The 12,595-nt window shown below is 65.2% G+C and carries 5 protein-coding genes; all 5 read right to left on the bottom strand.

Going from position 1 to position 12,595, the window contains the following annotated elements; genetic code table 11:
• Nucleotides 1–78: 78 nt before the first annotated feature.
• Nucleotides 79–3,927: a LamG-like jellyroll fold domain-containing protein gene (locus C0541_RS04455; protein WP_115046136.1), complete on the bottom strand. Its 3,849-nt coding sequence runs from the start codon at nucleotides 3,925–3,927 to the stop codon at nucleotides 79–81.
• A 200-nt stretch (nucleotides 3,928–4,127) separates the two neighbouring features.
• The gene (pelA, locus tag C0541_RS04450) at nucleotides 4,128–5,156 is read right to left on the bottom strand and encodes a pectate lyase (RefSeq protein ID WP_115046134.1); all 1,029 of its coding nucleotides are present in this window, start codon (nucleotides 5,154–5,156) and stop codon (nucleotides 4,128–4,130) included.
• Nucleotides 5,156–6,133, bottom strand: a complete 978-nt coding sequence (locus C0541_RS04445; RefSeq protein WP_115046132.1) for a pectinesterase family protein — start codon at nucleotides 6,131–6,133, stop codon at nucleotides 5,156–5,158. The genes pelA and C0541_RS04445 overlap by 1 nt, the downstream gene beginning before the upstream one ends.
• Before the next feature lie 13 nt (nucleotides 6,134–6,146).
• Nucleotides 6,147–9,356 carry a TonB-dependent receptor gene (locus tag C0541_RS04440; protein WP_115046129.1) on the bottom strand — a complete coding sequence of 1,070 codons (3,210 nt, stop codon included), beginning with the start codon at nucleotides 9,354–9,356 and terminating at the stop codon, nucleotides 6,147–6,149.
• A gap of 243 nt (nucleotides 9,357–9,599) precedes the next feature.
• On the bottom strand, nucleotides 9,600–12,380 hold the full coding sequence (locus tag C0541_RS04435; RefSeq protein ID WP_115046127.1) for a TonB-dependent receptor: 2,781 nt from the start codon (nucleotides 12,378–12,380) through the stop codon (nucleotides 9,600–9,602).
• Between the last annotated feature and the right edge of the window lie 215 nt (nucleotides 12,381–12,595).

Genomic DNA, 12,595 nt, shown 5'->3' with positions numbered 1-12,595 from the left:
CTCATTCTTTTACGCCGAGTTTCTTGCGGCCTAATGCCGGGATCTATGAAGCCCGCCACTCGAGCTCGTTTCCTGCTTTCACGGTACAGCTAGCGTGTTATTGCGCTGAGTCACCTCAGCAACCTCGCCTTCCGTTACCAGACGCAAACGCGCGTCCTTGCCAGTACTGGCAGACGGCACCGCCAACCGCACAACCGCCGTCCTAGGCGTCAGATCGCGTGGTGCCGCGAGTGCCGGAAACGCCACTGTGGCCAGCTCCTTCCCACGCACATCCTCCAACACCACAAACCCGGCCGGCGCATCGGCATGGCCGAGGCTGTGCACGGTGACCTCGATGGCATCGGCAGTCACGCGCACATCGCTGTGGCCGATGCCCAGGTCCGGGCGTAGTTCGACCGGGGTGGTGGCTGCGATGCGTTCGAGCTGCAGGACGGTGGTGCGGCCTGCGGGGAAGTCGATGTCGATGGACGCGCTTTTTTCGAAAGCGACCTCTTGCGTCTTGGCGTTGCTGTCGAGCTTGCCGTCATTGGCTTTGCTTACGCCTTGGGTGATGCGCCATTGGCCCGGGGCGACGTTCCAGCCGGTCATGCTGGCGCGCTGGTTTTTGTTGGAGGTGTTGTAGGCGATGACGGTGAAGCGGTCTTGCCGGGGTGCGGGGATGGCGATGGCCACTTGGGTGGCGGCCTCTGGATCGGTGAAGCGCCAGCTCACGGTGTGGCCGGGGTAGGTTTGATTGCGCTTGAGGGCCACGCCGCCCAGGCGTGCGCGTTGCAGGTTGACTGTGGGCGATTCCACGCGGTCGCTCCACCAGTGGCCTTGGGTGTTCATGTAGAAGTTCTGCAGCTTCTCTCTTGCCTCGCTGCGGTAAATGGCGGCGAGATACTTGAGGTTGCCGGTCTGCTCCCAGGCCACGTGGTGCGGGAAGTCCGGGGCGCTGCCGTCGTCCTTGTTGGCTGCATCGATGAGCTTGCCGCTCCAGTCGTTGCGCTTGCCCATGACGTCGAGGAAGTTTTCGTTGAGCAGGGACAGGCCGTTGGGGCCGCTGTTGGCGACGCGGTAGTTAATCGGCTTGAGATAGCGCTGCTCGCCGGTGAAGCGGTAGGCGGCCCAGAAGGTGTGCAAGGTGTCGGCGCCGCCGCTGCCTTCGAACAGTTCGCCGCCGCGGGTTTTGCCGGTTTGCCAGTTGATCTCGTTGGGTAGCGCCCAGTTGCCCTTGGCGTTTGTGTAGGCGTGGGCGAGATAGCCGTCTGCCAGGCCGGTGACGACGCGGCGGCTGTTGGGGTCGGCGTTATAGCCGCCCAGCAGGATGGCCGGGTGCACGATGGGGAAGGAATACGGCTTTTGCCATTGCCAGTTGGGCTCGCGGTAGACGGTGCGGCCGCCGAACCAGTTGCTGGCAAACAGCAGGTGGCCTTGCGGGTTGACCTGGATGACGCTGTCGAAGGCCTTGACGGTTTCCATCAGGCGCTCGACGGTGCGCGGGTCGCCCCAGTTGAGGTACAGCAGGGCGCTGTTGAGGTTGATGCCCTCCTCGTAGGAATGCAGCTCGTCGGTTTCGATGGTGGACAGGCCGTTGGTGAACATGCCGTTGCGGTAGTTGGCATCGGACAGCGCCAGCATGGAGGCGTTGAGCATGTCCGGGTCCACGCCCATCAGGGCGACGCCGGGCCATTGCTGCACCAGGTCCGAATCATCCGAGATGCCGCCGCCGAAATCGCCATAGGCCACCTGGCGCTGCTCGATCCACCAGCGGATGTAGCGGCGGGTGGCGCTGAGGTCTTGCAGCTGCCAGAACGCCCAGGCGGGCACGCCCTTGGGTACGGTGGGCATCTCGACCGGCAACGCGCCCTGGTTGGCGTAGCTGATGTCGTTCCAGTATTCGCGCCCAAGCGCGTGGTCGGGGTCTACGCGCAGCAGGTCGGTGATGTCGGCGTCCAGGCGCTTGTAGAGCAGCTGGCGCTTGGAGGTGGTGTGCTCTTCCACCAGAAAGCCCCAGTTGTCCTTGACCTGGTTGAAGCGGTCGGCCACGTGCTCCTTGATGACCTCATTGCGCGGCTTGAACACCAGTTGCAGCTGGGTGCCGTCGAGCGCGTTGGCATCAAAGCCGGGCGCGGCGGCGGCGATGCTGAGCATCAGGCTGTCGTTGCTGAGGATCCTGTCGCGCAGGTCCAGCCACAGCGTGCGGGCCTGGCCGGGAGCGACGGCGACCGAGACATCGAGCATGTCGCGCGCGGGCCAGATGGGGTCCTTGATGCGGATGTTGAGCGGGATGCTGCCGTTGTGGGTGGCCGGCAGGGTGAGCGCCGGCAAGGTGATGGCGATGCCGTCCAGGCCGTCGTGCATGTTCTCCCAGCCGTAGGACCAGCTGCGCATCAGCGCCTGGTCCGGCGGCGGGTTACCCAGGCTGGACGGCACCAGGATGTGCACGATGGGCTGCTGCGCGCTTGCTGCAGCCTTGTCGCTGGGGCGCTTGCGCGCCGGCGCCTTGGTGGGCAGCGCGATCACGGTCTGGCGCTCACCCGGCGGGTAGCGGCCGGCGATGACATCGCGCAGCGGGGCGAGGTTGTCGTAGTCGGGCTGGATGTCGCTTCGCACGGTGTAGCTGAGTTGCGCGCTGCCTTTGGGCACCTCGCCCGGCTGCACGTTGTAGGCCCAGATTTCCTGGATGGGGGTTTCCTGCGCGGTATTGGCAAAGCGCAGGGTGCCGCCACGGCGCTCGGGGAACTGGTCCACGCTGCGCACCACGCCCTGGCTGCGCGCGAACAGCGGCTGCGGCTGTGCGTTGGGCGCGGCGTAAGTGGCCTGGCCGTAAGCGGCGCCGCGCAGCTCGATGCGGTTGACCGGCTCGTCCGGCAGGGTGAGATCCAGCGCCTTGCCGCCTTCGACATAGGTGTTCCAGTCCGGCAGCTGGAAGTAGTCGTTACGCCCGGGCAGGCGCGAGCGGTTGTAGACGCCGGGCCAGGTGGTCTCGGCGATGCCGTCGGTGGCCTTCCACATCCATTGCTTGAGGTCGCGCGCGTCGGTGAATTCCACCTTGCGGATGCGGGTGACCGGTGCGTCCAGCAACGGCGGTGCGTGGCCGTTGTCCCAGCCAAAGCGGTGCAGGAAGGCGGCGTGTTGCGCGTCGCCGGTGGGTGCTTCCGCGGTGGTGGGCTCCTGCAGGCGGGCGAGCGCGGCGGCGCCGCTGGCGTCGAGCATGCGGTCGTAGATACGGAGTTCGTCGAAGTCGCTGCCACGCAGGAAGTTGTAGCGGCTCTGCACCTGGTGCGGCGACATCACGCGGCCGGCCAGGCCGAACTGGTCGAGCGCGGCGTCGAAGTCGAGCGCGGCGTCGAAGTCGAGCGCGCCGCCGTCGGCGCAGGGGGCGCCGCAGTCCACGCGGGCGGCTTCCTTGCCGTCGACATACAGGCGCACGCCGCGGGTTTCGTCCCAGGCAAACGCAATGTGGGTCCACGCGTTGGCAGTGGGGTTCTTGTCGAGCTTGAACGAGACGCGGGTGCGCGCGAGGTTGGCGTCGGTGACGAAAGCATCGAAGCCGTGGCCGTTCCAGTCGATGCGCAGCCAGGCCATGTCCCAGCTGGTGTGGTCGGCATAGCCGACCCGGAAAATCACGAACGGCGCTTCACCCACCGGATAGCGTGCGCGCCAGAAGAAGCCCAGCGTGCCGCGCTGGGTGTAGAGGTTGCCGGGTGCATTCCACGACAGCACGCCGTCGTCGGCCCATTCGATGGCGTTGCCGCGCTTGCCGGTGGGCACCAGCGTGATCTTGTCGCGGAAGTTGGGCACGCCGTCGCCGCGGGCGACATCGGCCTGCAGGTCGCGGTCGGCCGAGACCCGGAACAGCAACTCCGGGGCCGTGGGGGTGGCCGCACTTGCCGGCAGCGCGATCAGACACAACAAACCCATCCAAACCTTCAGCACACGCACCTCGTCGGGTTCAAAACCACTGCTTCAAAACCACTGCCGCACCGCACGGGCGACAGCCACCGCAACCTGCCACCGCAACGCCGCACGCGGCGCACGCTGAGCGGCGAGCGCGCGGGCCGGCACGTACGAGCGTACATGCCGTGCCTGCGTGCTGCGCGCGCCAGCATGCGCCGCGTACTCTGGTGCGATGGCTGCGTCCACTACAGCCCGTTTGCGGCCTTCCACTTGGGAATGTCGTCCTTCAACAGCTTGTCCGGCCAGGTGCCATGCCAGGCATAGCCGACGCGGCGTTCGTTGGGCACCTGCATGTAGTCGGTCAGGGCCTTGCCGTCGCGGTTGGCATACAAGGGGCGTTGATTCTGCAGGTCGTAGAAGCGTGCCCACAGCGAGGCGCCCGGTTGCGCGACGAGGATCACGTCCTTGCCGGTTTCCTGGGTGGGGTCGTCGATCTTCTTGGTGGCCAGGTCGCGCATGCGGTGGGTGTCGAACCAGACAGCGGCCGCCTGCACGGCAGTCTTGATCTTGGCCGAGGGGTTGGGCTGGCGCATCAAAAAGCGCACGATGCTGACCGACTCGCTGGAGGCCAGCGACGCGAGTTCGTACGCGCGCGCCTTGGCCGGCTTGAGCGTGACCTCGTCGTACTGCGCACCCCAGATGGTGAGCGTGCCGCCGATCTTGACCTGGGTGGCGAGCACGCATTCCAGCCCCTTGGCCACCGCCTGGGTGGACTTGGCGCCGTGGCTGCCACGCAGCTGCGCGCCGGCATCGCCCTTGCCCTCGCCGATGTCCTGCAGCAGGTTGAGCACGCGCACCATGGCGTCGTCGTTGTAGGTGATCTGGTGGTGGTAGGACGACAGGTCCGGGTAGAACTGCGGCCAGCCGCCGTTGGCGTATTGCGCCTTGAGCAGGTAGTCCACGCCGCGGCGGGCGGCGGCGATGTACTTGGCGTTCTTCTCGTTCTTGAAGGCGGTGGACAGGTACGTGATTTCGTACGTGGTGGCCTTGTTGTCGATGGTGGCGTCGTCCTTGCGCCCGGGTTGCTGCAGCTCGGCGATTTCCGCAGCGGTGAAGGTGCGGGTGTAGTCGACGGCCACGCCCTTGTACTGCTTGGACCAGCCGCCGGAGGCGGTCTGCAGCAGCAGCATGTTGTCGGCGATCTTGTCGGCCATGGCCGAAAGCGGGGTCAGCAGCAAGGCACCGGTGAACGCCAAGGTAGAGAACTTGATCATCAGAACGGCCTCCAGTTGCCGAGGATGGTGTTGCGATCCAGCGCGGCGGCTTGTGCGGCGCTGAGCTGACGCGACCACTTCACGCGGCGCGAGGGGTTGGCGCCGGCGCCGCTGCTCTGGTATTCGCTGTAGCGGGCGGTGGCCTCGTTGGCGGTGTTGCCCCAGTTGTTCCAGCCTTCCGGCGGCACATGCGCGCCGAGCTGGCTGCTGATGAAGCTCACGCTGGCGTACGGGCGCCATGGCCGGCCCAGGAACACGCGCGACACGCCGCTGGCAGCGGTGACGCGCGCATTGCGGAACACGAAGCCGCGCGCGCTTTCCTGCGGGGTGGAGGCGGCAGTGAGGTAGCCGTCGCCCAGCGAGTGCAGTTGCACGTTTTCGAACAAGGCCGTGCCGGCGCCGAACACGAAGTCCACGGTGCCTTCGACATAGCAGTCGAGGAAATACGAGAGCTTGGCGCCGCGCAGGTACAGCGTGTCCTGGTAGCCGAGAAAACGCACATTGCGGAACGCGGCGCGATCGCCATCCACGCGCACCGCCACCGCCTGCCCCACCGGGCCGGCGTGATTGCCGAAGGCGAGCTTTTCCGCAGTGAAGTCGTTGCCGGCGATGATGACGCTGGACGAGCCGGAGGTGCCGTATTCGGTACCGGTGGCCGGATTGATGCGCGAGGCGTAGTTGTCGTAGGTGATGACGGTCTGGGTGGGGCCGGCGCCGGTGAGCCTGAGCGCCGGGGCGTTGGACGGCACCACGATCAGTTCCTGGTAGGTGCCGGCGCCGATGTTGATCTGCGCGCGCTTGCCGCCCTGCACGGCGGCGTCGATGGCGGCCTGCACGGTGCGGTAGCCGGCGCTGCCCTGCTTGGCCACGGTGTAGACCGGGTCGGCGGCGATGGCGGCGGTGCTGCCGAGCGACAGCCCGGCCAGCAGGGCGGTGGCGGCGAGCGTGCGTAACACGATCCTGCGATGCGGTTGCATTGCTGTTCTCCTGTCAGAACTTGTAGCGCGCGCCGATGTAGTACTGGCGCCCGGTGACGGTGTACTTGTCGGGCAGTTCCAGCGTTGAATCGACGTAGCGGCGGTCGGGGGTGTCGAGCAGGTTGATGGCCTCGAACGTCAGCGACAGCTGGTCGTTGAGCTTGTAGGACATGTTGAAATCCACGTTTTCCACGCTGTATTTGCCGGTCACGTCGGCGGTGACCAGGCGCTTGCCATCCAGGTCGTAGACGTCTTCCTGGGCCAGGATGTTGTTGATGTAGCCATCGCGATAACTTGTGGACACGCGCGCACTGAAGCGGCCGTCGTCGTAGTAGACGGTGGCGTTGTAGGACTGCGGCGAGAGGTTGAGCAGGTCGCGCTCGGTGGCGGTGGTGGTGATGCTGGTGTTAGCGCTGCCGGCGGTACTGAACAGGTAATTGATCTTGGAATCGACCTGGGTGTAGTTGAGCTGCACGCCGAAGTTGCGCCAGAAGCCGGGCAAGAAGTCGAAGGCCTGCTGGTAGGTCAGCTCGAAGCCCTTGAGCGGGCCGCCGGGCGTGTTGAAGTAGCTCTGTACGTTGAAGATGGTGTCCGGCGTGAAGCCTGCGGGCAGCAGGTCCAGCGAGTAGCCCATCGCTTCCCAGGTGCTGAGCACGCGGGTGCGCTGCACATAGCTGTCGATGTCCTTGTAGAACACCGCCGCCGACAGCAGCGAGCCTTCGCGGAAATACCACTCGGCGCTGAGGTCGTAGTTGGTGGAGCGGAACGGGTCGAGCTTGGGGTTGCCCAGGTTGATCGAGAAGAAGCGCCCGTCGTCGAAGAACTGCGTGGGCCCGCCGCTGACGCTGGGCGACAGATACGCCAGCGTGGGGCGCGCCATGGTCTTGGCCGCACCGAAGCGCAGCACCACCTCGTCGCTGACATCCCACGACAGATTCAACGAGGGCAGGATGTCGCGGTAATTGTGGTTGACCGTGGTGGGCACCAGCAGGCGCTCGCCGGCCGCGGCGGTGGCGCTGGCCACGCCGAAGAACGATTCGCAGTTGGGCGAGATGGCCCCGGCCGCGGTGGCCGTGCACGGCGCATAGCCGCTGGCGGCGATCTGCGTCTGCACATAACGCACGCCCAGGTTGCCGCGCAGCGCGCGCCCCCACAGGTCGGTGTTGAAGTCCAGCTGCAGGTAGGTGCCCAGGCTCTTTTCGTTGACGGCGAAATTGTTGTTGGACGAGCCGAAGTGGCCGACATCGGCCAGGCGGTAGTCGCCACCGGGCACGCCGGTGTCGCAGTCGCAATTGATGTTGAGCAGGTCGGCGACCTTCTGGAAATCCGGAATCACCCAGGTGGTGGGGAAGCTGCCGTTCAAGCTGCGGCCAAAGCCGTCCAGGTTGGTGCTCAGATCGCCCACGCCCACGCCGGCCGGCAGTGCCTGCGCCAGGCGCCCGTAGGAGATGTTGCGCGACTCCGACGTGTCCATGTCGTAGTTCTTGTAGGCCAGCCCGGTGCGGAAGGTGAAGGTAGGGCTGATGTTGAATTCCAGATCCACCTTGGCGGTGTCGAAGGTGTTGCCCACCGACTGCGGGTTGAGCCGCACCTCGCTGATGTTGGTGCCGCGCGCGGTGCCGTTGCTGTTGACCGGCACTGCGCCGTAGCCCAGCCATTGCCAGTTATTCGGATTACCCGCATCGAACGGGAAACTCATGCTGGGGTAATCGCCACCATTGCGGCGGTCGAGCACAAAGCCATCCAGATTGGTGTTGTCGAAACTCACCATCGAGAACTCGGGGCGTTCGTAGTCCGAGGTCGAGTGGCCGACCAATGCATTCACGCGCACCTGGTCGTTGAAGCGGTGCTGCAGGTCCAGGCTGAACTGCTTGAATTCGGTGGATTCTTCGATGTTGCTGGATTCGGTGCGGAAGTCGACGTTGTCGAACACCCCATAAGTGAGGCGGTTCTGGTCGTCCACCTGCGCTTCGCGCACGGCGATCTGGGTCTTGCCGCCGAAGTTGGCGGTGCGGTGCAGGTTGGCGCCGACCGAGTCTTCGCGCTGGTCCTTGTCCAGCTTGGAATACAGCATGTCGAAGTTCAGCAAGGTGTCGTCGCTGACCTTGAATTGCAGCGCGCCGGTGACGCCCAGGCGCTTGATCTCGTGGTCGGTGCGGATGTAGCGCGGGTAGCGCGGAATCCAGGCGTTGGTGGCGGTTTCGTAGGCCTGGATGTTCTCCGGCGTGTTGGCCGGGCGCGGGATGCCGGTGCCGCAGTTGGCGGCGCTGATGCCGTAGCTGCCCCAGCCGTTGTTGCGGTCCTGGTTGGCCTGCGAGCCGACGCCGGCGGGGGTTTCGTTGGCCAGCGGGTTGCGCGGGGTCTGCGGGTTGTAGCCCACCGGCGAACAGAAACCGTAGGTGCCGTTGTTGGTGGCGGTGCTCTGGTTGGAGTTGCGGTAGTTGCCGTGCTCCCAGCGCACCGGGTTGTAGCCTTCCTCGCGCAGGTGGCGCTCGCTGTAGGACACCGACATCAGTGCGCCGACGCGGCCATCGGCCCAGATGTTGCTGATCAGTCCGGAAAAGCGCGGGTCCTTTTCACGCGAGAGATCGTTGTAGCCGTATTGCGTGGAGGCGGCCGCTTCGAAGCCGTCGAAGTCGAACGGGCGCGAGCCGCGCAGGTCGACGGTGGCACCCAATGAGCCTTCGTCCATCTGCGCCGACTGGGTCTTGCTGATGGTGACGCGGCTGAAGAGTTCGGAGGCGAAGGTATTGAAGTCGAAACCGCGGCTGCGGTTGACGCCATCGCTGCCGCTGCCTGCAGTGGCCAGTGCTTCCAGCCCGTTGATGCGCACGCGGGTGAAGTCCGAGCCCAGGCCGCGCACCGAGATCTGCTTGCCCTCGCCGCCCTCGCGGTCGATGGACACGCCGGCGATGCGCTGCATCGATTCGGCCAGGTTCAGATCGGGAAACTTGCCGATGTCTTCGGCATAGATCGCATCCACCTGCTCCACGCTGTAGCGCTTGGCATCGAGCGATTGCTGCAGGCTTTCGCGGTAGGTGGCCTTGACCTGCACGCGGTCCAGGTCCACCGCGTCGGTGGGCGTGGTGGGCGTGGTGGGCGGGCCGGCGGTTTGCGCGGCAGCGCTCACACCGTGCAAGGCCAGGACGATGGCCACCGACAGACGCGCGGCGGACAGGCGGGCGCCTGCCTCGACGGCAGGACGACACGAACGGGCTTGCATGATGCGGCTCTCTCCATGGCACAGGCTGCAATGACGCGCTCAGCCTCCTAAGGCCACCGGCGTCGACTCGATACGCAAACCGGCCACCGTGCTGCGCGGCTTTCATATGGCGCGCGATGCGGTGTCAGCGGCTTGAAGTGCGCCCACCGCGTTGCATGCGCGCACGAATATCGGGCGCAGGCTGCAGTGCGATCAGGCGTTGATTGGGGCCCGCTGCGCGTGCGCGCAGCGGGCGGACAACGGTCAATACTTGTAGCGTAGACCCAGCATGTACTGGCGGCCGGTTTCGGTGTATTGCAGCGGCAACTGGCCGGTGCGCGGCGACGATACCCACTCGTCGGAGGCTTCGTTGGTGAGGTTGATGCCTTCCAGGCTCAGCTCCAGCTGCTTGCTGATCTTGTAGCGCAGCGAGGCGTCGAGGATGGTGGTGCCCGTCATACCGTGCACGCCGTCCAGGTTGAATCCCTGCTCCTGGCCCGGTGCTGCGGTGAGATAGTCGTCGCGGTTGGTGGCGGACACGCGGCCGGCAAACGACTCGCCCTCGTAGAACAGCGTGGCATTCCACGACGTCCGCGACAGCCCGAGCAGATCGTTCTTCATCACCGGCGCGCCGCTGCTGGCCAGGTACTGGATCTGCGAATCGACCCAGGTGTAGTTGAGCTGCACGCCCAGGTTGGCCCACTTGCCCGGCAGGAAGGTAAACGGCTGCACGTAATTGGCTTCCACGCCCTTCAATTCGCCACCCGGGGTGTTGAGCGGGATGCTGAAGGTGAAGTCGTCATTGACACTGGCACCCGTACCGGCCAGCAGCTCGGCAGGCAGGCCGCTGGTGGAATACGGACGCACCTCGCGTGCGGGCTGGACGAAGCCTTCGATGTCCTTGTAGAACAGGCCGACACCGAGCATCGCGCCTTCGTTGAAGTACCACTCCAGGCCGAGGTCCACATTGGTGGCCTCGATCGGGTCCAGGTCCGGATTACCGCCCGCCACGGTGCGCGCGCCGCCAGCCACCGCCACGGTCACGCCAGGAGTCAGGCTGCCCAGGCCGGGACGGCTCATGACCTTGGCCGCGCCCAGACGCAGCAGCAGGTCCGGGGACAGCTCGGCGACCAGGTTGAACGAGGGCAGCGTGTTGTTGTACTTGCGGCTGACGGTCACCTGCGTGGGTACGCCATTGATGACAGGTGACCCGTTGGACTCCTGCTCGGTCCGGACATAGCGGACGCCGAAGTTGCCCGACAGCGGGATGGAGCCCAGGTCGGTGGAGAACTCGCCCATCAACCACACGCCGCGATCCTTTTCTTCGACGCTCCGCGTGTTGTTGACACGCGGAGCCACGGCAAATGTGCCGCTGTTGCTGTAGATGCCGAAAAGATCCGCCACCGCATCCAGATTCGGGACGACCCATGCACCGGGGCTGCCGTTGATGCCCTTCAGACCGGCCTGTTCGGTCAGACCCACCGGCACGATGCGTGTGCCGTCGGCGAAGGTCGGCACCGCCACTTCACTTGCGCGACGCAGTTCCACCGTATCGAACGTGTAATCCTTGGCCAGCACGCCGCCCTTGAGGCGGAAGCCGGGGCTGATGTTCCAGTTGAAGTCGATCTGTGCCGTATCGAAATCGTTGTCCACCGTCTGCGGACGCAGGCGAAGCTCGGCCAGTTCCCATCCGGCGGCATTGGTGGGGTCGATGCCGTAGTTCAGCACTGGCGCGCGGCTGTTGCCGCGATAGTCGTAGCTGTACCCGTCGACGTCGTACTTGTCCATGATGATGGTGGTCTGCACCGGGTTCTCGTGCGCAGAGCGCGAGGTGCCGACCCGGGCATTGACGCTGAAGTCGTCGTTGAAGCGATGCTCCACGTCGAAGCTGATCTGCTTGAACTCGGTATTCCACTCGTCGTGGCGGTTTTCCGAGCGGATGTCGACGTTGTCGAACTCGCCATAGACAAGCGCGTTGTTGCGGATCTCCCCGTTGCGCACGATGGTGACCGGCTTGCCGTCGCGATCGGCACGGCGCGGAAAGCCGCTGTCGCGACCGCGGCTGAAGGAGATCGCTTCGATGTAGTGCTCGTCGCGCTTGGCATCGATCTTGGAGTACAGCATGTCCAGCGACACCGTGGTGCGATCGGATGGCTTCCACTGCAAGGAACCAGTGAGGCCCAAACGCTCTTGCTTGTGTTCCAGCTGGATATAGCGCGGGAATCGCGGGTGGTACACGTCAGCCGAACGCGCGGCGGCAAACGGCGAGGCCGCACTGAAGCCACCGTTGCTGGGACCATTGGCCCAACGGCCGGTGTTGGAACCCTCTTCAAGCACTTCTCGCTCGGTGTATGCCGCCGAGAAAAGCGCGCCGAACGTGTTGTCGGCCCAGGTATTGGAAATCAGTGCGGCGATACGCGGATTGGCTTTTTCGGCCATGGCGTTGTAACCGGCCTGGCCATTCGCAGCGAAGGTGAAGCCCTCGTAGTCGAACGGACGTGCGGTGCGCAGGTCGACGGTGGCGCCGAGCGAGCCTTCTTCCACATCGGCCGAGGCGGTCTTGCGCGCGATCAGCTGCGAGAACAGGTCCGAGGCGAACACGTTGAAGTCGAAGCCGCGGCCGCGGTTGGTGCCGCCACTCTGGTCGCCGGCACCCACGGTGGTGAGCGCTTCCATGCCGTTGATGCGCACGCGGGTGAACTCCGGGCCCAGCCCACGCACCGTGATGGCGCGGCCCTCGCCGGCGTCACGGGTGATCACCACGCCGGGGATGCGCTGCAGCGATTCGGCCAGGTTGAGGTCGGGGAACTTGCCGATGTCCTCGGCGACAATCGCATCGACCACGCCGGCTTCGCCGCGCTTGATGTCCAGGGCCTTTTCCACCGAGGCGCGATAACCGGTCACCGTGACGGTGTCCAGGTCGACGGCCGGTTCTGCGGGCGCTTGGGTGGTGTCTTGTGCTGCCAGGTGGCCGCTCAGCGCAAGGCCGATCGACAACGCCAGCAAGGTAACCGGTGTCTTCCGGCTGGTGGTCCGAAATTGCATGTCCTCCCCTCCCAAGGGTCCATGAACAACATGAAAGTCTGGTTGTGAGCGGTAATGACACCGCTGGTCAAAACGACGTTACCAGCTGAATCGTCGTTCAACATCTTGCAGCGCAGCAGAAAACGTCAGCGAATCTGCCCAAAAGGGGTGCAAGCGGTCACTCCCGGTCGCATCATGACCCTGGCCGGCCAGCTTTCACGCCGGCTAGAATGACA

The sequence above is a fragment of the Xanthomonas arboricola genome (assembly GCF_003353015.1).
GTDB lineage: Bacteria > Pseudomonadota > Gammaproteobacteria > Xanthomonadales > Xanthomonadaceae > Xanthomonas > Xanthomonas arboricola_E.
The sequence above is the reverse complement of the archived record's forward strand: the minus strand, read 5'-3'. Positions and strand labels throughout refer to the sequence as shown.